General features: G+C 67.7%; 23 protein-coding genes. 13 read left to right on the forward strand and 10 right to left on the reverse strand.

Annotated elements, in window-relative coordinates; translation table 11 throughout:
- The first annotated feature begins 239 nt into the window (after positions 1-239).
- The 4 genes from TL10_RS15050 to hflX are packed head-to-tail and all read left to right on the forward strand — an operon-like array spanning position 240 to position 4,181.
- The gene (locus tag TL10_RS15050) at positions 240-935 is read left to right on the forward strand and encodes a class III extradiol ring-cleavage dioxygenase family protein (RefSeq protein WP_082067954.1); all 696 of its coding nucleotides are present in this window, start codon (positions 240-242) and stop codon (positions 933-935) included.
- Positions 932-1,846, forward strand: coding sequence for a tRNA (adenosine(37)-N6)-dimethylallyltransferase MiaA (gene miaA, locus TL10_RS15055; protein WP_043986225.1), 915 nt, complete (start codon positions 932-934; stop codon positions 1,844-1,846). The genes TL10_RS15050 and miaA overlap by 4 nt, the downstream gene beginning before the upstream one ends.
- Before the next feature lie 4 nt (positions 1,847-1,850).
- Positions 1,851-2,741: a diaminopimelate epimerase gene (gene dapF / locus TL10_RS15060; protein ID WP_043393827.1), complete on the forward strand. Its 891-nt coding sequence runs from the start codon at positions 1,851-1,853 to the stop codon at positions 2,739-2,741.
- Positions 2,742-2,768: 27 nt separating this feature from the next.
- Complete coding sequence (gene hflX, locus TL10_RS15065) at positions 2,769-4,181, forward strand: GTPase HflX (RefSeq protein ID WP_043986226.1); 1,413 nt, start codon at positions 2,769-2,771, stop codon at positions 4,179-4,181.
- 1 nt (position 4,182) lies between these two features.
- On the opposite strand, the gene TL10_RS15070 is transcribed toward hflX, so the two are convergent.
- The gene (locus tag TL10_RS15070; protein WP_043986227.1) at positions 4,183-5,787 is read right to left on the reverse strand and encodes a PE-PPE domain-containing protein; all 1,605 of its coding nucleotides are present in this window, start codon (positions 5,785-5,787) and stop codon (positions 4,183-4,185) included.
- Positions 5,788-6,196: 409 nt separating this feature from the next.
- On the opposite strand from TL10_RS15070, the gene TL10_RS15075 reads away from it, so the two are divergent.
- From TL10_RS15075 to TL10_RS15085, 3 genes are all read left to right on the forward strand, one after another.
- Positions 6,197-7,576: a DEAD/DEAH box helicase gene (locus TL10_RS15075; protein WP_043393830.1), complete on the forward strand. Its 1,380-nt coding sequence runs from the start codon at positions 6,197-6,199 to the stop codon at positions 7,574-7,576.
- 171 nt (positions 7,577-7,747) lie between these two features.
- Positions 7,748-8,905: an acyl-CoA dehydrogenase family protein gene (locus TL10_RS15080; RefSeq protein WP_043393831.1), complete on the forward strand. Its 1,158-nt coding sequence runs from the start codon at positions 7,748-7,750 to the stop codon at positions 8,903-8,905.
- A 174-nt stretch (positions 8,906-9,079) separates the two neighbouring features.
- Positions 9,080-11,269: a sunset domain-containing protein gene (locus tag TL10_RS15085; RefSeq protein ID WP_043986228.1), complete on the forward strand. Its 2,190-nt coding sequence runs from the start codon at positions 9,080-9,082 to the stop codon at positions 11,267-11,269.
- 66 nt (positions 11,270-11,335) lie between these two features.
- Here the strand turns inward: TL10_RS15085 and lexA are convergent, their stop codons facing one another.
- Complete coding sequence (gene lexA / locus TL10_RS15090; RefSeq protein WP_043393833.1) at positions 11,336-12,025, reverse strand: transcriptional repressor LexA; 690 nt, start codon at positions 12,023-12,025, stop codon at positions 11,336-11,338.
- Positions 12,026-12,276: 251 nt separating this feature from the next.
- On the opposite strand from lexA, the gene TL10_RS15095 reads away from it, so the two are divergent.
- A complete protein-coding gene (locus TL10_RS15095; protein ID WP_234711454.1) occupies positions 12,277-12,750 on the forward strand; it encodes a LysM peptidoglycan-binding domain-containing protein in 474 nt (157 codons plus the stop codon).
- Positions 12,751-12,861: 111 nt separating this feature from the next.
- Entirely contained in the window at positions 12,862-13,326 is a 465-nt protein-coding gene (gene nrdR, locus TL10_RS15100; protein WP_043393836.1) for a transcriptional regulator NrdR, read from the forward strand.
- Between the two features lie 6 nt (positions 13,327-13,332).
- On the opposite strand, the gene TL10_RS15105 is transcribed toward nrdR, so the two are convergent.
- Both TL10_RS15105 and TL10_RS15110 read right to left on the reverse strand, forming a co-directional pair.
- Positions 13,333-14,355, reverse strand: a complete 1,023-nt coding sequence (locus tag TL10_RS15105) for an alpha/beta fold hydrolase (RefSeq protein ID WP_043393838.1) — start codon at positions 14,353-14,355, stop codon at positions 13,333-13,335.
- A 42-nt stretch (positions 14,356-14,397) separates the two neighbouring features.
- The gene (locus tag TL10_RS15110; RefSeq protein WP_043986289.1) at positions 14,398-15,339 is read right to left on the reverse strand and encodes a proteasome assembly chaperone family protein; all 942 of its coding nucleotides are present in this window, start codon (positions 15,337-15,339) and stop codon (positions 14,398-14,400) included.
- A gap of 244 nt (positions 15,340-15,583) precedes the next feature.
- Here TL10_RS15110 and TL10_RS15115 point away from each other — a divergent pair, with 244 nt between their 5' ends.
- Entirely contained in the window at positions 15,584-16,384 is an 801-nt protein-coding gene (locus tag TL10_RS15115; protein ID WP_043986290.1) for a trypsin-like serine peptidase, read from the forward strand.
- On the opposite strand, the gene sthA is transcribed toward TL10_RS15115, so the two are convergent.
- Positions 16,381-17,796: a Si-specific NAD(P)(+) transhydrogenase gene (gene sthA / locus TL10_RS15120; RefSeq protein WP_043394046.1), complete on the reverse strand. Its 1,416-nt coding sequence runs from the start codon at positions 17,794-17,796 to the stop codon at positions 16,381-16,383. The genes TL10_RS15115 and sthA overlap by 4 nt on opposite strands.
- A gap of 172 nt (positions 17,797-17,968) precedes the next feature.
- Between sthA and TL10_RS15125 the strand changes: the two genes are divergently transcribed.
- Complete coding sequence (locus TL10_RS15125; RefSeq protein WP_043393842.1) at positions 17,969-19,033, forward strand: DUF4192 domain-containing protein; 1,065 nt, start codon at positions 17,969-17,971, stop codon at positions 19,031-19,033.
- A 38-nt stretch (positions 19,034-19,071) separates the two neighbouring features.
- Here TL10_RS15125 and TL10_RS15130 read toward each other — a convergent pair whose 3' ends face one another.
- The 3 genes from TL10_RS15130 to TL10_RS15140 all read right to left on the reverse strand — a co-directional run bounded on the left by TL10_RS15130 (position 19,072) and on the right by TL10_RS15140 (position 21,455).
- Positions 19,072-19,761, reverse strand: a complete 690-nt coding sequence (locus TL10_RS15130; RefSeq protein ID WP_043393845.1) for an iron-dependent transcriptional repressor DtxR — start codon at positions 19,759-19,761, stop codon at positions 19,072-19,074.
- A gap of 188 nt (positions 19,762-19,949) precedes the next feature.
- Positions 19,950-20,909, reverse strand: coding sequence for a sigma-70 family RNA polymerase sigma factor (locus tag TL10_RS15135; RefSeq protein WP_043393846.1), 960 nt, complete (start codon positions 20,907-20,909; stop codon positions 19,950-19,952).
- 168 nt (positions 20,910-21,077) lie between these two features.
- Complete coding sequence (locus tag TL10_RS15140; protein WP_231575540.1) at positions 21,078-21,455, reverse strand: DUF3099 domain-containing protein; 378 nt, start codon at positions 21,453-21,455, stop codon at positions 21,078-21,080.
- 89 nt (positions 21,456-21,544) lie between these two features.
- On the opposite strand from TL10_RS15140, the gene TL10_RS15145 reads away from it, so the two are divergent.
- The gene (locus TL10_RS15145; RefSeq protein WP_029105322.1) at positions 21,545-21,781 is read left to right on the forward strand and encodes a DUF3039 domain-containing protein; all 237 of its coding nucleotides are present in this window, start codon (positions 21,545-21,547) and stop codon (positions 21,779-21,781) included.
- Positions 21,782-21,791: 10 nt separating this feature from the next.
- Here the strand turns inward: TL10_RS15145 and TL10_RS15150 are convergent, their stop codons facing one another.
- Both TL10_RS15150 and TL10_RS15155 read right to left on the reverse strand, forming a co-directional pair.
- Positions 21,792-22,754 (reverse strand): YihY/virulence factor BrkB family protein, encoded by a 963-nt coding sequence (locus TL10_RS15150; RefSeq protein WP_043986230.1) that lies wholly within the window; start codon positions 22,752-22,754, stop codon positions 21,792-21,794.
- A 65-nt stretch (positions 22,755-22,819) separates the two neighbouring features.
- The gene (locus tag TL10_RS15155; protein ID WP_043393852.1) at positions 22,820-23,008 is read right to left on the reverse strand and encodes a DUF7455 domain-containing protein; all 189 of its coding nucleotides are present in this window, start codon (positions 23,006-23,008) and stop codon (positions 22,820-22,822) included.
- A gap of 154 nt (positions 23,009-23,162) precedes the next feature.
- On the opposite strand from TL10_RS15155, the gene TL10_RS15160 reads away from it, so the two are divergent.
- Entirely contained in the window at positions 23,163-23,546 is a 384-nt protein-coding gene (locus tag TL10_RS15160; RefSeq protein ID WP_043986231.1) for a DUF952 domain-containing protein, read from the forward strand.
- Positions 23,547-23,557 lie beyond the last annotated feature (11 nt).

Here is a 23,557-nt window from a genome sequence, read left to right on the forward strand (position 1 = left end):
GGTTGGGGCTCGGGCTCGGGCTGGGCCGGGGACCGGGGCGCGGCGGACCGGGCCGAGGAGTCGGTTTGGGGGTGTTGCCGGGTTCGGTGGTGGTCATATTCGTGCTCCTCATGCCCGCGCGCAGGGTGACCCACGCTTCTGCCGCGCGACGCGGCGCCGTCATCTGGTACTCGCACGCTATTCAAACAGGTCGACGCGCCGTCTGCGCAGGCGTTTGCCGGACTCGTTAGCGTGGACGCGTGCGTAGCGCCGGCCTGACACATATCGCGATCGTCCCGTCGGCTCCCGTTTTGGTGCCTGAGCTGGCCTCCGGCGCCGCCGTCGAACTGGCCGGCCTGACGGCCGCGGTGCGGTCTGCCGCGCAGATCCTGCCGTCACGTTGGGTGGCGGTCGGCGTCGGTCCGCAGGGCGCCCACGTGCCCGCTGACGCGGTCGGCAGCTTCGCCGGATACGGCGCCGACGTCCGGGTGATGCTCGCACCCGACGCGACCGGCGAGCCGCGGCCACTGCCGTTGTGCGCGCTGATCGCCGGCTGGCTGCGGGGGAGCGTCAGCCCGGCAGCATCGGTCGACGTGCGGGTGCTCGCCGACGATCTGGCGCCGGAGGCAGCGCTGAAGCGCGGCCGTGCGCTGCGTGACGAGTTGGACGCTGCGACCGATCCGGTGGGGGTGCTGGTCGTCGCCGATGGCGCGAACACCCTGACCGCCGCGGCGCCCGGCGGCTTCGACCCCGATTCGGTTGCGCGCCAAGCGCACTGGGACGACGCACTGGCCACCGGCGATGTGGCCGCGATCACCGGGCTGTCGGGCGTGCTGGGCCGGGTGGCCTATCAGGCGCTCGCCGGGCTGGCCGGCGCGGACCCGAAGGCGACCGAGCTGTACCGCGGCGCGCCCTACGGCGTCGGTTACTTCGTCGGCACCTGGGTGCCCGCGTGAGGCCCATCGCGGTCGTCGGGCCCACCGGCACCGGCAAGTCGGCCCTGGCGCTGGATCTGGCCGAACAGTTGGGCGGCGAGATCGTGAACGCCGACGCCATGCAGCTCTACCGGGGCATGGACATCGGCACCGCCAAACTGACGGTGCCCGAGCGGCGCGGCATCGTCCATCACCAGCTCGACGTGCTCGAGGTCACCGACATCGCGACCGTCGCGAACTACCAGGCGGCCGCGGCGGCCGACATCGAGGCCATCGCCGCGCGCGGCGCCGTGCCGGTGATCGTCGGCGGGTCGATGATGTACATCCAGTCGCTGCTCGACGAGTGGTCGTTCCCGGCGACCGACCCGACGGTGCGGGCCCGGTGGGAGGGCCGGCTGGCCGAGATCGGTGTCACGGCCCTGCACGGCGAGTTGGCGCGGGTCGATCCCGACGCCGCCGCGTCGATCCTGAACACCGACGGCCGGCGGATCGTGCGGGCATTGGAGGTCGTCGAGATCACCGGCCGGCCGTTCGCGGCGTCGGCGCCGCAGATCGGCGCCCCGCGCTGGGACACCCTCATCGTCGGATTGGATTGGGACACAGAGATTCTCGACGACCGGCTGCAGCGCCGCACCGACCTGATGTTCGCCTCCGGGCTGGTCGACGAGGTGGTGGCCCTGCAGGCCCGCGGCCTGCGCGACGGGGTGACAGCGGCCCGGGCCCTCGGCTACGCGCAGGTGCTCACCGCGCTGGACGCCGGCGGCAACGAGGCCGCGATGGCCGAGGCGCAGGAGCGGACGTTCATCGGCACGCGCCGCTATGTCCGCCGGCAGCGGTCCTGGTTCCGCCGCGATCACCGCATCACCTGGCTGGCGGGCGACGCCGACGGGAACGCGGCCGAAGTCGCGCGGATCTGGCGCCACGTACGCTGAGGGTGTGCGGTTTTCCAAAGGGCATGGCACTCAGAACGACTTCGTGGTGCTGCCCGACATAGAGGCACAGCTGCCGATCAGTTCCGCCATTGTCGCCGCGCTGTGTGACCGGCGCCGCGGACTGGGGGCCGACGGCCTGCTGCGCGTGACGAAGGCCGGGGCGGCGCAGAACGCCGGCGTGTTCGACCAGCTTCCCGACGGGGTCGCCGCCGACGACTGGTACATGGACTACCGCAACGCCGACGGCTCCATCGCGCAGATGTGCGGCAACGGCGTCCGCGTCTTCGCGCATTACCTGCGGGCGTCCGGTCTGGAGCATCGCAACGAATTCGTCGTCGGCTCGCTGGCCGGGCCGCGGCCGGTGGTGCTGCACGCCGCCGACGCGGTCAACGCCGAGGTCACCGTCGAGATGGGCAAGGCCCGTTCGTTCGGCCACGGCAAGGCGGTCGTCGCCGGACGCACCTTCGACGGCCTGGCCGTCGACGTCGGCAACCCGCACCTGGCCTGTGTCGACCCGTCGCTGAACGTGGCCGGCCTGAACGCGCTGGATGTCGCGGCCCCGGTGTCCTTCGACGCCGAGCAGTTCCCCGAGGGCGTCAACGTCGAGATCCTGACCGCGCCGGTCGAGGGCTTGGTGGCGATGCGGGTGCACGAGCGCGGGGTCGGCGAAACCCGTTCCTGTGGAACCGGAACGGTGGCCGCGACGCTCGCGGCGCTGAACCACACCGGCGCCGACACCGGAAGTCTGCGGGTGGTGATTCCCGGGGGCGAGGTCAGCGTGACCATCACCGAGAGCACCAGTTTCCTGCGCGGGCCGTCGGTGTTGTTGGCGCACGGAGAACTGGCCGCCGAGTGGTGGCATGAGAATGAAGGAAATTCAGATGCGGCCCGCTGACTTTGCGGGCACCATCGATAACTACTTATGACTTATCCTTTTGATCCCGACAACACCCCTAGCGTCGGTGAACTGGCGCTCGAAGATCGTGCGGCACTGCGCCGCGTCGCCGGCCTGTCGACCGAACTGGCCGACATCTCCGAAGTCGAATACCGCCAGCTGCGCCTCGAACGCGTGGTGCTGGTCGGCGTGTGGACCGACGGGACGTCGGCCGACGCCGACAACAGCCTGGCCGAGCTGGCCGCCCTCGCCGAGACAGCGGGCTCCGAGGTGCTCGAAGGCCTGATCCAGCGCCGCAACAAACCGGACGCCTCGACCTACATCGGCTCCGGGAAGGCCCTGGAGCTGCGCGAGACCGTGCTCGCCACCGGCGCCGACACCGTCATCTGCGACGGTGAACTGAGCCCCGCCCAGCTGAACTCGCTGGAAAAAGTGGTGAAGGTCAAGGTCATCGACCGGACCGCGCTGATCCTCGACATCTTCGCCCAGCACGCCACCAGCCGTGAGGGCAAGGCTCAGGTGTCGCTGGCCCAGATGGAGTACATGCTGCCGCGGCTGCGTGGTTGGGGTGAGTCGATGTCCCGGCAGGCCGGTGGTCGCGCCGGTGGTGCCGGCGGCGGTGTGGGTACCCGTGGCCCGGGTGAAACGAAGATCGAGACCGACCGGCGACGGATCCGCGAGCGCATGTCGAAGCTGCGCCGCGAGATCAAGGACATGAAGAAGATTCGCGACACCCAGCGGCACAGTCGCCGGGCCAGCGACGCCCCGTCGGTCGCGATCGTCGGCTACACCAACGCCGGCAAATCCAGCCTGCTCAACGCGCTCACCGGCGCCGGGGTGCTGGTGCAGAACGCCCTGTTCGCCACCCTCGAACCCACCACACGCCGTGGCCAGTTGGACGACGGCCGGCCCTTCACCCTGACCGACACCGTCGGGTTCGTGCGGCACCTGCCGACCCAGCTGGTCGAGGCGTTCCGCTCGACGCTGGAGGAGGTCGTCGACGCCGACCTGCTGGTGCACGTCGTCGACGGCGCCGACGCCGATCCGCTGGCGCAGATCAACGCGGTGCGCAAGGTCGTGGGCGAGGTGGTGGCCGAATATGACGTCGCGGCACCGCGAGAGTTGTTGGTGGTCAACAAGATCGACGCCGCCGGCGATCTTGCGCTGGCCCATCTTCGGCGGGCCCTGCCGGATGCGGTGTTCGTCTCGGCCCACACCGGTGAGGGTCTGGACCGGCTGCGGCTGCGCATGTGCGAACTGGTCGAGCCGACCGACGCCGCCGTCGACGTGACCATTCCCTACGACCGGGGCGACCTCGTCGCCCGCGTCCACGCGGAAGGCCGCGTCGAGGCCACCGAGCACACCGCCGACGGCACCCGGATCAAAGGCTGGGTACCGATGGCGCTGGCCGCCAGCCTCGGCGAGTTCGTCACCGCCTGAGTCAGGCGGCAGCCTTCGCCGGCTTCTCGGCCTTCTCGGCGGCGGCCTTCGCCGGCTTGGGCGCCTTGGGGGTCTGGGTCTTCTTGTCCTTCTTCGGCTTCTTGGCCTTGTCGGTCGCCGTGGTCTGACCGTCCTTGGCCGGGCCGCCCTTGGTGGTCGAATCGGTGCCGGGCTTCGGATCCTGCTTCGGGTCGGTGGTGTCGGTGGTCTTCGGGTCGGTGACCTTGGTGTCCGGGGTCTTGGTGTCGGGCGTCTTGGTGTCGGGCGTCTTGACGTCCGGGGTCTTGGTGTCGGGGTCCTTGGCCTCGGCGCCCTTCGGATCCGTCGTGTCCGTGGTCGACAGCTTCGGGGTCGTCACGGGCGCGAGCTTGGTGTCACCGGTCGGGGTGGCGGACACCGCCTTGGGCGTGCTCGACACGTTCCGGGCCGCGACCGTCGTCGGGGCCGGCACGGGTGTCGCGGCGATCGGCAGCTGCACCTTGCCGCCGGTGATGTCGCTGACCGCGGCCTTGACGCCCTCACCCGCGGCGTTGATCAGGTCCACCGTCAGCGTGATCGGGTTGATCAGCGGGATCAACCGGAACGGCGCCGGGACGCCGGGGCTCAGGCTGCGGTCGTAGCCGGTGTCGATGAGTACCCGCAGCACCGGGGCGACCAGGTCGACGATCGGCTTGATGATGAAGCTGGTGTGGGTGAAGCCGCCGAATTCCAGGAACGGCCGGACGATCGGCAGGGTCTTGGTCGGGATGGTGATGTAGGTGGTGTCGCCGTACACGGTCTGGTTCTTCGGGTCGGTGAGGGCCGCGTTCAGCTCGGCGGGCGTGTATTCGAGGTCGGGAATCTCTCCGACGTCGCTGTTGGCGTTCGGCGCCAGGTAAGTGCCGTGGGTGTACCAGAATCCGGCGATGGCGTTGAGGTCGGCGAGCAGGTTGATCGGGTACAGCGGGAAGTCGGAGACGCCGTCGTACTCGAACGCGATGTCGGTGGTCTTGATGCCGGTGTTGGTGGGTGCGGGCAGGCCGAACGTCACGTCCAGGATCGGCACGGTGCCGAGGAAGGCCAGCCGTTCGAACAGTCCGCCGTTGGGCCGGTTGGTGTTGCCGATCATGACGAACGCCAGTGCGTCCTTCTGGGCCTGGGTCAGACCGCCCAGGGTGGCCTTCTCTCGGCTGACGATGTTGCCGCCCTGTGAGTAGCCGAAGATGATGACGGGGTTGGCCGGCGTCGCGGTGGGCAATGCGGCGGTCAGGGCGGTGTCCAGGTGGGCGATGCCCTCACCAGTCGAGACGTTCCACTTGGCGCCGGACAGGCCACCCCAGCCGGGGAGTGGGATCGGCCAGAACTGGGCGGGATAGTTGATGCCGGTCAGCGTGCAGCTCGGCTGTGTGCACAACGGGTTGAACGGCGCGATGTAGTAGTTGTCCGCGTTCTGCATGTAGCCCGCCACGATGTTGGCGTTGGGTGTGCCGGTGCCCGGGACGATCAGCGCGGTCGCGGCGAGCGTGAACGCGGCCGTCACCATCGACACCACGCCCAGCAGAACCGTGCTCAGCACCGTCAGCATCACGGCCACCGCTGCGGGGATGGTGCGTCCGAAAGTGCGCATCCTCGCCCCCTTTCGGACGTCGCCGACCCCGATAATCGGCTCCTGTTTCGCATCGTCGCACTGCGACCGGACCGGTACCCGGCGTTTGCCGAAAATTTGTCGGGTGTGTCGATTTTTGCCTGCTCGGCGCTCCGATGGTGGTGGGTGAAATCACACCATCGCGATACCTCTTGCGGGGCAAGGTCTTTCGATCCTGGGACGGCCGAATGGGGTGCGGTGGTCAGCGATACGCCCTGTTCGGCACTAAGCTTTGACCAACATCAGCTGCGCATCCATGCAGGACACGCCCGCTGATCACGTCGTGGAACGGCTGAGAGCCTTCAGTTCCCTCTGCACCAGCATTTCTCGCGGCGACCGATACTGCCGCCGGCATTGTCGACCTACCGTGCCGGAAAGGCTGTCTTTATCCATGTCTGAAGAACAATCGTCGTCGTTCGCTGAACTCGGCGTCCCCGAGGCGCTCGTCGCCTCCCTCGCCGGCCGCGGCATCGCCGCGCCGTTCCCGATCCAGGTCAGCACCCTGCCCGACACTTTGGCCGGCCGGGACGTCCTCGGCCGCGGCCGCACGGGCAGTGGCAAGACCCTGGCCTTCTCCATTCCGCTGGTATCGCGGCTGAGCGGCGTCTCGCGGCGTCCGTCGCGTCCCACCGGTCTGGTGCTGGCCCCGACCCGCGAGCTGGCCTCCCAGATCGCCGCGACCGTCGAGCCGCTGGCCAGCGCCTTCGGTCTGAAGGTGACCACCATCTTCGGTGGCGTCTCGCAGAACCGCCAGGTCGACGCGTTGCGCGGCGGCGTGGACATCGTCATCGCGTGCCCGGGCCGCCTCGAAGATCTCATGAAGCAGAAGCTGGTCACCTTGGACGCCGTCCAGGTCACCGTCCTGGACGAGGCCGACCACATGGCCGACCTGGGCTTCCTGCCCGGCGTCACCCGCATTCTGGCGGCGACCCCGTCCGGCGGGCAGCGCATGCTGTTCTCCGCGACCCTGGACAACGGCGTCGACAAGCTGGTCCGTCGCTTCCTGTCCAACCCGATCACCCACTCGGTCGACGAGATCGACGCGCCGCCGCCGGCCATGACCCACCACGTGTTCCACGTCTCGGGTGCCGCAGAGAAGAACGCTCTGGTGCAGCGGCTGGCGTCCGGCACCGGCCGGCGCATCCTGTTCATGCGCACCAAGCACCAGGCCCGCAAGCTGGCCCGGCAGCTCACCGAAGCCGGTGTGCCGTCGGTCGACCTGCACGGCAACCTGTCCCAGCCGGCGCGTGACCGCAACCTCGCAGCGTTCAGCGCTGGAGAGGCGCGGGTGCTCGTCGCCACCGACATCGCGGCCCGTGGCGTGCACGTCGACGAGGTCGAGCTCGTGGTCCACGTCGACCCGCCGGCCGAGCACAAGGCCTACCTGCACCGCTCGGGACGTACCGCCCGCGCCGGCAGCGCCGGTGACGTCGTCACCGTCGTGCTGCCGGAGCAGCGCAAGGACGCCCAGCAGCTGCTGCGCAAGGCCGGCATCACGGCCCGGCCGCAGGAAGTCGTGGCCGATTCGGCGCCGGTGCAGGCCCTGGTCGGCGAGATCGCGCCGTACCGCGCGCCGGCACCCAAGGAAGCTCCCGCACCCCGCGGCGGCAACCGGCCGGCCAAGACCGCGACCGCGGGTCAGGCGCAGCGTCGCCGCCGCAGTTCGGGCGGTCTGCAGGCCCCCGGGCGCGCCCAGTCGCAGTCGGGTCGTACCCAGTCGGGACGGTCGCAGTCGGGTCGTTCGCAGTCGGGACGTTCGCAGTCCCGATAGTCGTACGACGATCAAGCGGCGAGGTACGAGCCGCGCTGAGGAGTGCGGCCATTCGGCCTAGCCGCACCTACCCAGCCACACCCGGCGGCGCGCCGGGTGTGGTCCCCCTCACAACCAACCGCCCGGTTGGGATAAGTTGTTGCCAAACTTATCCAGTACCGGAGGTCTCGCATGGGTGTCATCAAGTACGACCGCACGTTGTTCGAACCCGAGCACGAACTGTTCCGGGAGTCGTACCGCGCGTTCCTGGACCGGCACGCCGAGCCCTACCGCGAGGAATGGGAGAAGGCCAAGATCGTCGACCGCGAGGTCTGGCGCGAGGCCGGTAAACAGGGCTTTCTGGGTATGGCAGTGCCGGAGGAATACGGCGGCGGTGGCAACCCGGACTTCCGCTACAACGTCATCGTCAGCGAGGAAACCGCGGCGGGACGGCACAGCGGTCTGGGTTTCACGTTGCAGAACGACGTCATCGCGCCGTACCTGCTGGAGTTGGCCAACGAGGAGCAGAAGCAGCGCTGGTTGCCCGGGTTCTGCACCGGCGAACTGATCTGTGCCATCGCCATGACCGAGCCGGGCACCGGCAGTGACCTGCAGGGCATCAAGACCCGCGCGGTCAAAGACGGCGATCACTACGTGCTCAACGGCTCGAAGACGTTCATCACCAACGGCATTCACGCCGACCTTGTGATCGTGGTGGCCTGCACCGACCCCGACAAGGGCGCGCAGGGCTTCAGCCTGCTGATGGTCGAGCGCGACATGGCGGGCTTCGAACGCGGCCGTCATCTCGACAAGATCGGCCTCGACGCGCAGGACACCGCGGAATTGTCGTTCACCGACGTCAGAGTTCCGGCCGAGAACTTGCTCGGGGTGGAGGGCATGGGATTCGTCTACCTGATGCAGAACCTGCCTCAGGAGCGCATTTCCATCGCGGTGATGGCGGCCGCCGCCATGGAGTCCGTGCTGGAATCGACATTGCAATACGCCAAGGAGCGTAAAGCGTTCGGCAAGCCGATCGGCAGCTTCCAGAACAGTCGATTCGTGTTGGCCGAACTGGCGACCGAGGCCACTGCGGTCCGAATCATGGTCGACGAGTTCATTCGCCTGCATCTCGATCGAAAGCTCACAATCGACCAGGCGGCGATGGCCAAATGGTATTCGACGGAGGCGCAGGTCCGCCTGGTCGACCGGTGTCTGCAGCTGCACGGCGGCTACGGCTATATGCGTGAATATCCCATTGCGCGGGCATTCCTGGACTCGCGGATCCAGACCATCTACGGCGGCACCACCGAGATCATGAAGGAGATCATCGGCCGCGGATTGGGCGTTTAACGAATTGCGGATGCGAATTTATTCGCATAACGAACCGCGACACACTAGGCAGATAACGCCGGATATCCCGCACGATGGGCATGAACTGAAGCAAAGTTGACAGAATCTCTCGATCACGAGAGTTTGTCTGACGGAATTTGTATCCGGAGTTTTGCCAACCGCGGGAGGAATTCGATGACCGGGCTGCGAACCCGTGGCGGATGGGCTGGTGTCGGTGCCCTTTCCGTCGCGGTGGCATTGCTCATGGCTCCGACGGCGCTCGCGACACCGGAAAGCGACGCCGCAGACACGGCGATATCCCACACGTGGGATGCCGCGGGCGGTGACACAGGCGAGCTGGGCGCCAAAGACGGTGACGTGTACCAGGTCGGCGCAGGCTATGCGCAGAACTTCGCGGGCGGAAAGATCTATTTCACCGAGGGCACCGGCGCCCATCTGATTTACGGCGCAATTCTCGACAAATATCAGGCGCTCGGCGGCGCCGCGGACAGCGATCTCGGCTTCCCGACCATCGACGAGGGCGCGGGGAAGGCCACCAACAGCCGGAACAGCACGTTCAGTGCTGCCGACAAGCCGGTCATCTTCTGGACGCCCGACAACGGCGCCTGGGTGGTCCGCGGTGCGATCAACGTCGCCTGGGACAAGCTCGGCGGATCGGCGGGCACCCTCGGCGTGCCCACCGCCGACGAGTCCTGGAAGGGCGATGTCGTCTCGCAGCCCTTCACCGGCGGTGAGGTGAGCTGGAACGCCAAGACCAAGGCATTCACCACCACGCCCGCCGACCTGGCAGGCCAGCTGACCGGGGTGGACGTGCCGGGTGATGCGACGTCGGCCATCGCCGCGGCGCGCCGGGCGGCCGGCGGGTCGCAGGGTCCCCTCGGCGACGAGCAGGGTGCCCAGTACAAGGTCGGCGACGGGGTGGCGCAGAACTTCGCCGGCGGCACCATCTTCTATTCGCCGGCCACCGGTGCCCACGCGGTCACCGGCGACGTGCTGGCCAAGTACCGCGCGGCTGGTGGGCCGCAGGGCGACCTCGGATTCCCGGCGAGCAACGAGACCGACGGCGGCGTGTCGCCGAAGAGTCGGATCGCGACGTTCGCCGCCGCGGACAACCCGACGATCTTCTGGACGCCCGACCACGGCGCGTTCGTCGTCCGCGGCGCAGTGAACGCTGCCTGGGACAAGCTGGGCGGTGCCACCGGCAAGCTCGGCGCGCCGACCGCCGACCAAACCGTCAGCGGCGACGTCGTCAGCCAGAAGTTCACGGGCGGCTCGATCTCGTGGAACAAGTCCAGCCGTTCGTTCAGCACCGAACCGGCGGAGCTGGCGTCGCAGCTGAGCGGTCTGCAGGTGCCCAGCGCCGACGTGCCGGGCGGCGTGAGCGCGCAGTCCGAACAGTCCGGCAAGTGGTACCAGTTCCACTGGTGGTGGCTGCTGGCGATCATCCCGCTGTTGCTGGTGGTGGTCGGCATCGTCATCGCGACGCTGCTGCGGCGTCGGCGTCGCGCCGGTCAGGAAGCCTTCGACGACCAGGACGCGTACGACTACGACGACCACGAGTTCGGCGACGGGGAGTACGGCGACCCGCAGTACGCGGACGGCGGCGTCGACAGCGAGTACGCCCCGGCCGACGAGGGGGAGTACGCCGACGAATTCGCGGCCGAGGACCAGCAGTTCGACAATCCGCACGGCGGCCCGGCCTTCCAGAGCAACCCGGATGTCATCGACACCGCGCCGACGGTGTACCCCGATTTCACGGCTGAGCAGCCCGCGGACGAGATGTCCGAGAGCGAGCCCGAGACCGCTGCAGAGGTCGAGACCCCCGAAGACGTTCCGGCTGACGAGGCCGCCGACGAGCCGACGGTTTCGGTGCAGCTTCCGGACGCATTGCGTCGTGGTGGCGCGGCGGCGGGCCTGACGGCGGCCGGGCTGGCGGGCTTCGCGGGCCTTCGGCCACGGAACCCCGGCGACCGCGTGTGGGCTGCGCCGGCTGCCGAAGAGCAAGCCGACGAGCCCGAGGAACACGTCCTCGAACCTGAGCCGGCCGACGTCCCGGCAGGCGAACCGTCGACCGAGCCGTCTGCGGACGACACGCCTACCGACGACACTGCTGCGGAGGACGCCGCGGCGGCCGGTCCGGCCAGTGGCAGGCACCATGCCCTGGGTGCGGAAGAGCCCGAGACCGCGCAGATGTCGTTCCGCGTCGCGACCGGTGCGGAGCCGCCCGAAGGTTATGGCATCAAGGCCAACACCAAGTCAGGCCTGTACTGGGTGCCGGGCACTCCCGGATACGACGAGGCCGACGTCGAAATCTGGTTCGCCAGTGAGGACTTCGCGGTCACCAACGGATTCGTCCGAGGCTGACGGCACCGACGGCTGAGCCCCGCTGCGAGCGACTGCAGCGGGGCTCACCTGTAGGTCTGGCAGGCGTCAGATCTTGCGGATGACGGTCACGACCTTGCCGAGGACGACCGCTTCGTTGCCTGGGATCGGATCGAACGCCGGGTTGTGCGGCATCAGCCACACCTGGCCCTTGGTGCGCTTGAAGGTCTTCACGGTGGCTTCGCCGTCGATCATCGCCGCCACGATGTCGCCGTTGTCGGCCACGTTCTGCTGCCGCACGACGACCCAGTCGCCATCGCAGATCGCGGCATCGATCATGGACTCGCCAACCACCTTCAGCAGGAACAACGAGCCTTCGCCCACGAGTTCACGGGGCAGTGGGAAGACGTCTTCGACGGCCTCTTCGGCGAGGATCGGACCGCCGGCCGCGATCCGGCCGAGCACCGGGACGAAGGTCGGTTCGGGCAGCGCGTCCGAACCGGCGACATCGGTGGTGACGGTGGCGCCGTTCGTCTCGTCGGTGCCCCGGACATCCACGGCGCGCGGGCGGTTCGGGTCGCGGCGCAGATAGCCCTTCTTCTCCAGTGTGCGCAGTTGGTGAGCCACCGAGGAAGTGGAGGTCAGGCCGACCGCGTCGCCGATCTCCCGGATGCTGGGCGGGTAGCCGCGCGTGGTCACCGAGGTACGGATGACGTCGAGGATGGTCCGTTGACGTTCGGTGAGGCTGCTGGACCGTCCGCCTGGCTGGGCGTCCGGGGTTTCGGTGCTGTCGCTCATAGGGACGAATCTAGCCCAGTGCACACGATTCATCAAACATGTGTTCGAGATCGGGTTGGTCGGCGTGTCGCGCCCGAGATCTGGTCGTGACGTGGTGAAAGCGGGGTCGAAGTCGCGGCACGCAACTTGTCGGTGGGTCGTCGTATCGTTCGCAACAGTTCGATCACATGTTCTACCGTTCGAACGTTTGGGCGATATAGTCGAACATACGAGCTATCGAACCTATGTACGAACTTCTGAGAGGAACCGACATGACCGTCATCACCCGCGAATACCCGACCGACGTCGTCGTCCGTGCCGTGCCTCGGCGCGCAGCTGTGAATCGGCACCGGCAGGCCCGGCTGCGGCCGGCCGGTTCCCGTCCCTCGGGTGCGGCATTCCGGCACCGCGGTACCGGCGTGCTGACCTCCCGCGCCTCGCATCGGAGCAACCCGATCACCCCGCTGACCACGGTGATCCTGGCCCTGGTCGCGGCGGGGATCACGGTGTGGCTGGGCCTGGTGGCGCAGTTCGGGGAGGCCGTCCAGCCGACCGCGTCGACGGCGTCGGTGCCCGCGCAGCTCGCCGTGGTCCGGGTGCAGACCGGTGAGTCGATTCAGCAGGTCGCCCGGCGGGTGGCTCCCGACGCGCCCGTCAGCGCCGTCGTCGACCGCATCAAGGAACTGAACAAGCTGCCGTCGGTCGCCCTGGACGCCGGGCAGACGCTGATCGCCCCGGTCGGCTGAGGTCAGCCCGTGCGCACCCTGATCGGCACGGCGCCCGGCCGCGCCCGAGCGGCACGGGTAGGCTCGAGACCGTTCGAAACGGTCGATTGTCGGTGCGGCGAAGGAGCGGTGATGCACTGTCCGTTCTGCCGGCATCCGAACTCGCGTGTGGTCGATTCACGAGAAGCTGATGAAGGGCAGGCGATTCGGCGTCGCCGGTCGTGCCCGGAATGCGGTCGCCGGTTCACCACGGTCGAAACCGCCGTGGTCGCGGTGGTCAAACGAAGCGGCGTCACCGAGCCGTTCAGTCGGGACAAGGTGATCAAGGGTGTACGGCGCGCCTGCCAGGGTCGGCAGGTCGACGACGATGCCCTGAACCAATTGGCGCAGAAGGTCGAAGATGCGGTGCGGGCCACCGGATCTCCCGAAGTGCCGAGCCACGAGGTCGGATTGGCGATCCTCGGTCCTCTGCGCGACCTCGATGAGGTCGCCTATCTACGGTTCGCGTCGGTCTACCGCTCGTTCTCGTCCGCCGAGGACTTCGAGCGCGAAATCGAGGCGCTGCGCGCACACCGCGGCGTGACGTCGCCGGGCTGACGGCAGCTAGGTCGCGCTGCGTTCGTCGGTCTCCAGCGCGTCGAACACCGCGGCTTTCATGTCGAACGAGGCGTCCATCGCCTTTGTTGTGACGCCGGCCTGCAGCAGGCCGCGCAGGGCATCGCGGTCGTAGACCGACGGCGCGGTCGTGTCGATGAAATTCTCGACGAGCGCCACGAATCGATCGGGGTCGTCATGAAATGGGAAATGTCCCGAGTTGTCGAAGAACTCCAGCCGGGAACCCGGCATCGCGGCATGCGCCAGTTCTCCGTGGGCGGCCGGGATGACAGCGTCGTGTGTGCCCCAAACCAATTGCACCGGAATGGCTTCGGTCAAATAACATCGGTCCAACATCGTGACCACCTGGCCGCGCCAGTCGACCACCGCGCGCAGGGTCCGGCCGAAGGCCGATGAGGCCCTGGGTTCGGGCAGATCATTGAGAATCCGCAGCATGTTCGGCAGGTCGTGACCCAGTCCGGTCGACCCGAGCAGTGCGCCGCCGAGACGCCCGGCGAGTTGAAGCGCGGGCAGTACCAACGGAATTCGCAACAACGCCAGGGCCTCGGTACCCAACGGCATCGACGCGACGCGCAGTGCGATGTTCACGTCACGGGTGACACCGCCGGCACCCACCAGCACCAGACGATCGATCAATTGCGGGAACTGGTAGGCGAATTGCATGGCCACGCCGCCGCCCAGCGAATGCCCGACGACCGTCACCCGTTCGATGTCCAGCACGCTGAGCAGGTCCCGCATGCCGTTGGCGTACGCCGCCACCGAGTAGTCGGCGCGCGGTTTGTCCGACTGGCCGTGTCCCAGCAGATCCGGGGCGATGACGGTGAACCGCTGGGCCAAGCGCTTCTGCACGGTTTCCCACGTGGTGGAGTTGTCGCCGATGCCGTGGATCAGCAGGATCGCCGGGCCGGAGCCGGCCACCCGAAATGCCCGTCGGTAGCCGTGGATCGTGCGAAATTCCAGGCGGGGTGTCACATCACGCACAGAATGCAGGGTGGGCTTTCCGTCGGGCATCGTCGCTCCTTCCCATCGTGTCGGCGAGGCCGACCGCGTGGGTCAGTCGCCGGCAGTGCCGTCGTCGCCTGGGCGGGGATCGGTGAAACCGTCACCGGACTGTTCGGCGAGGAACTGTTCGAACTGGGCGCCGAGCTCGTCGCCGCTGGGTAGTTCCTCGTCACGTGCCAGCAACGACCGATTCTCCTGAGCAGCGACGAACGAATCGTACTGTTGTTCCAGTGCACTGACCACTTGAGCGACTTCTGAGCTGGCCTCCACCTGCTCGCTGATCTTCGTGTACACCTCGGCGCCCGCCTCCGACAGCGCGTGCAGCGGAATCTGCAGCGACGCGATCCGGGACACCTCACCCAGCAGGGCCTCGGCGGCCGGCGGATACGCGGTCTGCGCCAGGTAGTGCGGCACATGCACGGTGAAGCCCACAGCCTCATGGCCGTGCTGAATCATCCTGTACTCCAACAGGTTCGACACACTGGCCGGAACCTGGACCTCGCCCACCCATGGCGTGTGGTCGGCGATGAGCTCCTTGTTGCCGGCATGAGCGGTCATCGTGACGGGCCGGGTGTGCGGGACTGCCATCGGGATGGCGCCCAGCCCGATGACCTGGCGGACACCGAGCCGTTCGGACAGCAGCCGCACCGCCGTGATGAAACGCTCCCAGCGCAGATCCGGTTCCATGCCGGCAAGCAGTAGGAACGGCGTCCCTGCCGTGTCGTGCAGCGCGTACAGGTTCAGCTCGGGGTCGTCGTACTTGGTGAAGTGATCGGTGGTGAACGTCATCAGCGGCCGGCGCGACCGGTAGTCCAGCAGTTCGTCGATGGCGAACGAGGCGACCAGCTCGGTGTCGAGCGTGTTCTTCAGGTGCTCGGCGGCCAGCCGGATGGCGTGGCCCGCGTCGGAAAAACCTTCGAGGGCGTGCACCATCACCGGTCCGCGGCCGTCGGCGGCGGACAACTGGGGTGCGGGAAACTCCAGCTCGTACATGCCGCTCTGCTCGGGCTGGTACTGCTGGCCCTGGCGGTCGTCGGGCCGCTGGCCGCCCGCGTCGGGCGGGTTCCCGTCGTGCTCGCTCACCTTCACACTCCTTGCCGTACTGCGTGCCACACCGCGCTGGATGTGTCTCCTTACAAGTGTCGCGCATTCTCGCGTTGTTCCCGGTGCCGCCCCGCAGTTCGCCATGGTGCACCAGGTGCTGCTCTGACAGTTGGTATCGGGCAAGATCGGTCAGATGTTGGGCACCCGGCTGGCCGTGAGCGCATTCGTCGCGCTGTTGGCCACTGCGTGCAGCCCAGCCACGATCAAGGCCGACCCCCGTACTGGTGACGTCGGTGCCGTCACCGCGGGTTCGGCCGCTGTCCCGGGGCCACGCCCGGACCCGCGCGTCGGTGCGGTGTTCCTGGGGAGCGATTCGGTGCACACCTGTAGCGGCGCGGTGCTCGATTCGCTGGCCGGGAATCTGATCATCACCGCAGCACACTGCCTGGATGCGTCGTTCGACGCGACGTTCGCGCCCGGTTACCGCAGCGGCGTCCCCGGGGACTTCTGGCATATCGACGCGGTGTACCTCGACCCGCGCTGGGTCCGACGCCAGGACCCGGCCGCGGACTTCGCGATCGCCCGGGTCAGCCACGGCGGCGCGGCCACGACCGACACGTTGGAACATGCCGCCGGCGGCGGCTTCGTGCTCGGCGCGGCACCGGGGCCGGACGTTCCGATCACGGTGACGGGATACCCGCTCGGAGACGGCGGGGCGCAGGTCAGTTGCAGCGGGCCGACGTCGCGTCCGGACCGCGGTTTCCCGGCGGTGCGCTGCCCCGGGTTGGTCGACGGCACGAGCGGCTCGCCGTGGGTGTCGGCGGCAGAGATCAGGGGAGTGGTCGGCGGACTGCAGGGCGGTGGCTGCAGCGGCAACGAGCTGTCGTACTCGTCGCCGTTCGACGTGCAGGTCCAGGTGCTGTATCAGCGCGCCCAGGAGGGCGGCCCCGCAGACCGGGCCACCGGCGCCCCCGACGACGGCTGCAGCACCTAAGTCTTGAACTGATTCAGTGCCCGCAGCTTGTTCATCACGTCGAGGGCGGCGACCTTGTAGGCCTCGGAGAAGGTCGGGTAGTTGAAGACGGCGTCGACCAGGTACTCCACGGTGCCGCCGCAGCCCATCACGGCCTGGCCGATGTGGACCAGTTCGGTGGCGTTGGAACCGAAGATGTGCACGCCGAGCAGGGTGAGGTCCTCGGTCGACACCAGCAGTTTGAGCATCCCGTACGAGTCGCCGGCGATCTGCCCGCGGGCCAGTTCCCGGTAGCGCGACACCCCGACTTCGTAGGGGACCGAGCCGTCGGTCAGATCGACCTCGGTGGCGCCGACGTATGACACCTCGGGAATGGAGTAGATGCCGATCGGCTGCAGCTCGGTCATGCCCTTACATGGTTCGCCGAAGGCGTGATAGGCCGCCAGTCGGCCCTGGTCCATCGAGGTTGCGGCCAGTGCGGGGAAGCCGATGACGTCACCGACGGCGTAGATGTGGTCGACCTTGGTCTGGTAGTTGTCGTCGACGAAAATCCTTCCGCGGCTGTCGATCTCGAGGCCGGCCTGTTCGACGTCGAGGTGCTCGGTCTGCCCTTGCCGGCCGGCCGAGTACATGACTGTCTCGGCGGGGATCTGCTTCCCGCTGGCGAGCGTGGTCAAGGTACCCGCGGGACCCACGTCCACCGCGGTCACCTCTTCGCCGAACCGGAACGTCACGGCAAGGTCGCGCAGGTGGAACTTGAGGGACTCGATGATCTCGGAATCGCAGAAGTCCAGCATCGTCGGACGCTTCTCGATCACGGTGACCTTGGTGCCGAGCGCGGCGAACATGGACGCGTACTCGATGCCGATGACTCCGGCGCCGACCACCACCATCGACTGCGGCAGGCTCTTGAGGTCCAGGATTCCGTCGGAGTCCAGGACACGTTCTTCGTCGAACTTCACTCCGGCCGGGCGTACGGGCTTGGTGCCGGTCGCGATGACGACGTATCGCGCAGTGATGGTGACGTTCTCGTCGCGGCTGGGGTCCTCGATGACCAGGGTGTGCGCATCGAGGAATCGGCCGTGCCCTTCGAACAGCTCGACCCCGTTGCGCAGCAGCTGGTTGCGGACCACGTCTTGTTCCCGGCCGATGACGTGGGTGGTCCGGCGCAGCAGATCGGCGGGGGTGATCCGCTCCTTCACGCGGTAGCTGGACCCGTACAGTTCGCGCTGGCTCATCCCGGTCAGATAGACGACTGCCTCGCGCAGCGTCTTGGACGGGATGGTTCCGGTATTCACGCAGACCCCGCCGAGCATGCGCCCGCGCTCGATCACTGCGACGGATTTTCCCAGCTTGGCGGCGGCGATGGCGGCCTTCTGCCCACCCGGGCCGGATCCGATGACGACGAGGTCGAACTCCTGCGTGGAACCCATGACAGCCAGGTTGGCACGGTGCGGGCGATCATGCAGCCCGATCGTCGGCGAACTTTGCGGAAACACCTCGGTCGGCGCCGGCTATCCACAGATCCGAGTTCATCCACAGACCCGTCCGCCCGGCCGCATCGACCGGCGATTCCTGACGGCCCGCCCTGCCACCTTCTGGGGCATGACAACTTTCAGCTCATTCGATTTCCAACTGAACCGGCCCGGCGCCCTGATCGCGGCGGTGCCCGCCGTCCTGGGGTTTGCGCCGGAGAAGTCGCTGGTGCTCGTCACCATCATCGGCGGTGAGATGGGTGCGGTCCTGCGCGTGGACCTGTCCGAAGGATTCTTCAGCGCGCTGCCCGACGCCCTCGGACATCTGTCCGACATGGCCGCCGCGGCGGACGCCGACGCGGCCATCGCGGTGATCGTCGATGACCAGAGCGTCGACTGCCCGATGTGCGCGGACCTGTACCGCGACGTGAGCCACGAACTCGGCGAGGCGTTGTCCGATCACGGTATCGAGCTGTTCGCGGTGCACGTGGTCGACCGCGTGGCGGCCGGCGGCCGCTGGCACTGCGCCGACGGTTGCGGGAACGCAGGCGTCGTCGAGGATCCCGAGTCGTCTCCGGTCACCATGGCCGCGGTGCTCGACGGCCGGCGCCTCTACGCCCGGCGCGCGGACCTCGTCGAGGTCGTCGCCGTCACGGATGAACGGCGTGCCGAGGCGTTGCGTCCGGTGATCGAAAAGCGTTCTGCCGCAGTCGATTACGGCGGCCGCCCCGATGCCGAGGTGCGCGCCGACGTCGAGCATGCGGTGGCCTGCGCCACTGGTTCGCCGGAGGGGGCGCCATTGCCAGACGACGACGCGGTGCGCCTGGCCTGTGCGGTGGCGGACTCGCGGGTGCGCGACACGCTGTACGCGCTGGCGGTCGGCGAGCACGCCGCCGCAGCCGAGTCGGTGTGGGCGTCGCTGACCCGCACCCTGCCGGCGCCGTGGCGGGTGGAGGCGCTGGTGTTGCTGGCGTTCAGTGCCTATGCCCGCGGTGACGGACCGCTCGCCGGGGTGGCACTGCAGGCGGCGCTGGAGGTCGACAGCACGCACCGGATGGCAGGCATGCTCGACTCGGCGTTACAGGCCGGCATGCGCCCGGACCGCATCCGTGAACTCGCGCTCACGGGGTACAAACTGGCGGAGCGCCTCGGCGTGCAGATGCCGCCGCGCAGCATCTTCGGCAGATCGGCATGAGCCGCTCGAGGCGGGCGAAGCGACGGGGGAGTCGGTCCTCAGACCTTCTCGACCCGGACCGCGTGGGCCATGTGGTGCGGCAACTCGACCTGCTCGTGTCCGGGGATGACGATCATGACGCTGCCGTGCTCGGTGGCCTGCACCGTGACACGCGCGTTCGGCACGACGCCGGCGTCTTTGAGCCGGGCGATCAGCTCGATGTCGCCCTGGACGTGTTCGGTCAGCTGGCGCACCCGGACCGCGACCGGGAATCCGGTGGGCAGCTCGGTGAGCCGGACCAGGCTGACGTCGGAGTCGCCGGTCGGGATGACGCCGAGTTCGGCGAGACCCGGGATCGGGTTGCCGAACGGGGACGTGGTGGGGTTGTCGAGCACCTGGACCAGCCGGCGTTCGACGTCCTCGCTCATGACGTGCTCCCAGCGGCATGCCTCGGCGTGGACTTCCTCCCACGGCAGGCCGATGACGTCGACCAGCAGCCGCTCGGCAAGCCGGTGCTTGCGCATCACCGACACCGCCAGCGAGCGGCCCTTGTCGGTAAGTTCCAGGTGGCGATCACCGGCGACGTGCAGCAGCCCGTCGCGCTCCATCCGCGACACCGTCTGGCTGACGGTGGGGCCGCTCTGCTCGAGTCGTTCGGCAATGCGCGCACGCAGCGGTACCACGCCCTCTTCTTCGAGGTCGTAGATCGTCCGCAGGTACATCTCGGTGGTATCGATCAGATCGTTCATGCCAAATCCTCCAGGGCCTCCGCCGGTGCTCAGCTTACCGGTTTGGCCGGGTCAACAGGCATCCACCACGGCCGACCGACCGTGTGATTCCTGCGGCGACCGGCAGTGGGCGGACCGGCCACCAAAAACGGTGCCCGCCGGGTTATCCGGCGGGCACCACGGGGTGTGCGGTTGTGGGGGTGGTCCGATCAGCTGGCGTAGGCCCGCAGCCGCTCGGCGCGCTCGCCGTTGCGGAGCTTCGACATGACTTCGCGCTCGATCTGCCGGACCCGCTCACGGGACAGGCCGAACAGCTTGCCGATCTGATCCAGGGTCCGGGGCTGGCCGTCGTCCAGGCCGAACCGCAGCCGGATCACTTGCTGCTCGCGCTCGTCCAAGGTGGCGAGCACGTGCCGGATGTCGGTGTGCAGCAGCTCGGAGATGACGGCGTTCTCGGCCGACATCGCCTCCGAGTCCTCGATGAAGTCGCCGAGCGGCGCTTCCTCGTCGGTGCCGACCGGCATGTCCAGGCTCACCGGATCGCGGCTGTGCTCCAGGAGGTCGTTGATCTTCTCGACGGGGATACCGGACTCTTCGGCCAGTTCCTCGTCGGTGGCCTCGCGACCCAGGTTCTGGTGCATCTCACGCTTGATCCGTGCGAGCTTGTTGACCTGCTCGACCAGGTGGACGGGGAGCCGGATGGTGCGGCTCTGGTCGGCCATGCCTCGGGTGATCGCCTGGCGAATCCACCAGGTGGCATACGTCGAGAACTTGAAGCCCTTGGCGTAGTCGAACTTCTCCATCGCCCGGATCAGGCCGAGGTTGCCTTCCTGGATCAGGTCCAGCAGCGGCATGCCGCGGCCGGTGTAGCGCTTGGCCAGCGAGACCACGAGGCGCAGGTTGGCTTCGAGCAGGTGCCGGCGCGCGGCCTCGCCGTCGCGGACGATGACCGCCAGGTCACGCTTGCGGTTGTCGCCGAGTCGCTTCTTGGTCTCCAGCAGGTGGGCTGCGTAGAGGCCTGCCTCGATGCGCTTGGCCAGTTCCACCTCGTCCTCGGCGTTGAGCAGGGCGGTCTTACCGATGCCGTTCAGGTAGACGCGCACCAGGTCCGCGGCGGGACTCTGGGCGTCAAGGTCGGAATCGATACGGCGTGTGGTGGCTTTTGCCATTTGCGGCCTCCTGCTCGTGCTCAGCTCTCGAACTGTCACTTGCTTCAACGCCGAAGCGGTAGGAGAAGTTCCCGAGGCCGTCTCCGCTCATGGCCTCTGACCTGCGGTTTTTCCGCTTCGACCTGAGAATGTCCTTAGAAAGGAGAAAGAAGGAAACTCAGGTACGCGTCAGGGCTCGATATCGCCGTCGATGACCGGGTGCCGGTCCTCGATGGCGGGGCGCTCAGCGGTCGGGAACATGGGCGCCTGCCGGGCGGCGTCGTAGCGGCGCGGCTCCTGGGCACTGCGCGGCGGCCGGTCATTGGCGATGAGCACCGCGATCCAGGGCAGGGGGACGGACGCGATGAGGATGGCCAGCGAGATCAGGCCGTTGTGCCAGATGCTGTAGGCCCAGGCGGCCAGCAACAGCGCCGGCACGCGGAACGACATGATCGTGAGATAGCGGCGGACGCGTGCGCGGTGCTGCTCCTCGTAGGCGGGTGCTGCGCGAGTGATGAGGACCGGCCGACCGTCGTCGTCGAAACTCAGCTCAGGGCCGTGTTTCATCCTTCTACTGTCCCACATCTGGCTCAGTGCCGCCCCGGCCGGTAGGCCGCAATAACACCGGCCGGTTTCCGCAGGTGCACAATGAATCCATGCAGACCGACACCCTCGAACGTACCGATTCCGATGAACAGGTCGACGACGGTACGGACGACGACCGACCTAAGCACTTCCACTACGTCAAGAAGGACAAGATCGCCGAGAGCGCCGTCATGGGCACCCACGTCGTCGCGCTGTGCGGCGAGGTGTTCCCGGTGACCAAGTCACCCAAGCCGGGTTCGCCGGTGTGCCCGGATTGCAAGCGCATCTACGAACAGATGAAGAAATAGCCGTAGCCGGTCAGGCCGGCGGCTCGACCTGCTCTACGGGCTGATCGTTGGTGAGGGTCTCGGCCTTCTCCTCGAGCCATTCGCGCAGGCGCCGGGCATGGGTGTCCGGCGCCGGCCACTCTTCTTCGATCGCGGCGTTGAGTTCGGCGCCCAGCATGATCGCGAAGCCCAGCGCGAACGCGAACAGCAGGAACGCGATGGGCGTCGCCAGCGCGCCGTAGGTGTAGCCGGTCTCGGTGATCCAGGTCAGATAGAACCGCAGTCCCACCGTCGCCACCACGAAGACCACGGTGGCCAGCACCGCGCCGAACAGCAGCCGATGGGTCGGCAGCGGTTTGGGCAGCGACACCCGGTAGAGCACCGTCACGGCCAGCACGATGCCGAGCAGCAGCACCGGCCAGTATCCGTACTTCATTGCGTTGGACCAGGTCTCGGGGATGTGCTGGGCAATTTTCATCGGTCCGATGGCGACCACCGGGGCGGTCGCGATGACGAACAGCAGCATCACGAGATACAGCCCGAGGGCGTAGAACCGCTGCCGCACCGGATGGCGCAGCGCCGTCTGGTCGTGGGCCTCGACGACCGCGTCGACGAACGCCGAGATCGCCGACGAGCCCGCCCACAGCGAGATGACGAACCCTAGGGACACCACCTCGCCGCGGGCACCGACCGCGATGTCGCGGACGGTGGGCTGGATGATCTCGTTGATCACGTTCGGCGAGAAGAAGTTCTTCGCCGTCCCGATCAGCTGTTCCTGGATCATCGGCAGCGTTTCGGGACCGAACAACGGGGCCACGTACGCCAAGCTGCCCAACATGCCCAACAGCAAGGGCGGTAGGGACAACGCCGACCAGAACGCCGCCTGCGCCGACTCCGAGAAGATCGAGTCGTCCCAGCTTTTCGCCAGCGCACGTCGGATAACCCGTAACACGTGATGACGTGTCGGCTTGATCGTCGGCGTCTGGTCGTTCATGACCAGACCAGCATTACCGAAGAGACCCCATCAGGACCGTATTTGAGGTGACCGGCGGGTCACACTCAGTCCTCGCTGCTGATCTCCAGCACAGCGGCCAACTCGACCAGCTTGGATTCGTGCTCGTTCGCGTGGTGTTGGCAGAACAGAAGCTCCATGCCGGACGGCAGGGTAGCGCGAACGCGGGCGGCAGCGCCGCACCGGTCACAGCGGTCGGCCCGTGTCAGTGTCGGGCCGGTCAGAGTTGCGTTCATGGCTCCTCCTTCTGCTCGTCGCCGCCTGGGCGCTTTGCCGGTTACACATCTCTACTCTCTCAGACGATTTGGATTCCAGCGTTGTTCCCCGAGTGTTCACGGGTGTGTCGTGTCTCACCTATCGTCTGAGTTGCAGGCGCGGCAGGCTGGCCGGATGATCCCGTCGCCCACCGTCCTGGTCCATCTATGTAGTGAAACGGATTGGGCGGGTGCTCAGTTCGATGGCGAGCTGCGGCCGCCGTCGCTCGACCTGGTCGGGTTCGTCCATCTGTCGGCGCCCGAGCAGGTGCACCTGCCGGCCAACCGGCTCTACCGCGGCCAGTCCGACCTGATCCTGCTGGTGTGCGATCCCGGACTGCTGGGGTCGCCGGTTCGCTGGGAGCCCGGGGTGGCGACGGATCCGGAGTCGATGCTCTTCCCGCACCTGTACGGACCGCTCCCCGCTGCGGCGGTGACCCGCACTGTGCCCTACCGGCCCGCCGGCGACGGGGTCTTCGCAGCCCTGCCGGCCAATTTTCCAACCAATGGTTTTGGTTAACGGCAAATGAA

This window comes from Mycolicibacterium llatzerense (assembly GCF_000878195.1).
In the GTDB taxonomy this organism is placed as follows: Bacteria; Actinomycetota; Actinomycetes; order Mycobacteriales; family Mycobacteriaceae; genus Mycobacterium; species Mycobacterium llatzerense.

Coding starts and splice junctions, on each gene's coding strand:
- TL10_RS15130 (WP_043393845.1), bottom strand. CDS start 19,761: ATGAACGATCTGATCGATACCACCGAGATGTACCTGCGGACGATCTAC.
- TL10_RS15150 (WP_043986230.1), bottom strand. CDS start 22,754: ATGAACGACCAGACGCCGACGATCAAGCCGACACGTCATCACGTGTTA.
- nrdR (WP_043393836.1), top strand. CDS start 12,862: ATGCACTGTCCGTTCTGCCGGCATCCGAACTCGCGTGTGGTCGATTCA.
- TL10_RS15075 (WP_043393830.1), top strand. CDS start 6,197: ATGTCTGAAGAACAATCGTCGTCGTTCGCTGAACTCGGCGTCCCCGAG.
- TL10_RS15080 (WP_043393831.1), top strand. CDS start 7,748: ATGGGTGTCATCAAGTACGACCGCACGTTGTTCGAACCCGAGCACGAA.
- TL10_RS15155 (WP_043393852.1), bottom strand. CDS start 23,008: ATGAACGCAACTCTGACCGGCCCGACACTGACACGGGCCGACCGCTGT.
- TL10_RS15115 (WP_043986290.1), top strand. CDS start 15,584: ATGTTGGGCACCCGGCTGGCCGTGAGCGCATTCGTCGCGCTGTTGGCC.
- TL10_RS15110 (WP_043986289.1), bottom strand. CDS start 15,339: ATGTACGAGCTGGAGTTTCCCGCACCCCAGTTGTCCGCCGCCGACGGC.
- TL10_RS15095 (WP_234711454.1), top strand. CDS start 12,277: ATGACCGTCATCACCCGCGAATACCCGACCGACGTCGTCGTCCGTGCC.
- TL10_RS15140 (WP_231575540.1), bottom strand. CDS start 21,455: ATGAAACACGGCCCTGAGCTGAGTTTCGACGACGACGGTCGGCCGGTC.
- lexA (WP_043393833.1), bottom strand. CDS start 12,025: ATGAGCGACAGCACCGAAACCCCGGACGCCCAGCCAGGCGGACGGTCC.
- TL10_RS15085 (WP_043986228.1), top strand. CDS start 9,080: ATGACCGGGCTGCGAACCCGTGGCGGATGGGCTGGTGTCGGTGCCCTT.
- sthA (WP_043394046.1), bottom strand. CDS start 17,796: ATGGGTTCCACGCAGGAGTTCGACCTCGTCGTCATCGGATCCGGCCCG.
- TL10_RS15105 (WP_043393838.1), bottom strand. CDS start 14,355: ATGCCCGACGGAAAGCCCACCCTGCATTCTGTGCGTGATGTGACACCC.
- TL10_RS15125 (WP_043393842.1), top strand. CDS start 17,969: ATGACAACTTTCAGCTCATTCGATTTCCAACTGAACCGGCCCGGCGCC.
- TL10_RS15135 (WP_043393846.1), bottom strand. CDS start 20,909: ATGGCAAAAGCCACCACACGCCGTATCGATTCCGACCTTGACGCCCAG.
- hflX (WP_043986226.1), top strand. CDS start 2,769: ATGACTTATCCTTTTGATCCCGACAACACCCCTAGCGTCGGTGAACTG.
- TL10_RS15160 (WP_043986231.1), top strand. CDS start 23,163: ATGATCCCGTCGCCCACCGTCCTGGTCCATCTATGTAGTGAAACGGAT.
- TL10_RS15145 (WP_029105322.1), top strand. CDS start 21,545: ATGCAGACCGACACCCTCGAACGTACCGATTCCGATGAACAGGTCGAC.
- TL10_RS15070 (WP_043986227.1), bottom strand. CDS start 5,787: ATGCGCACTTTCGGACGCACCATCCCCGCAGCGGTGGCCGTGATGCTG.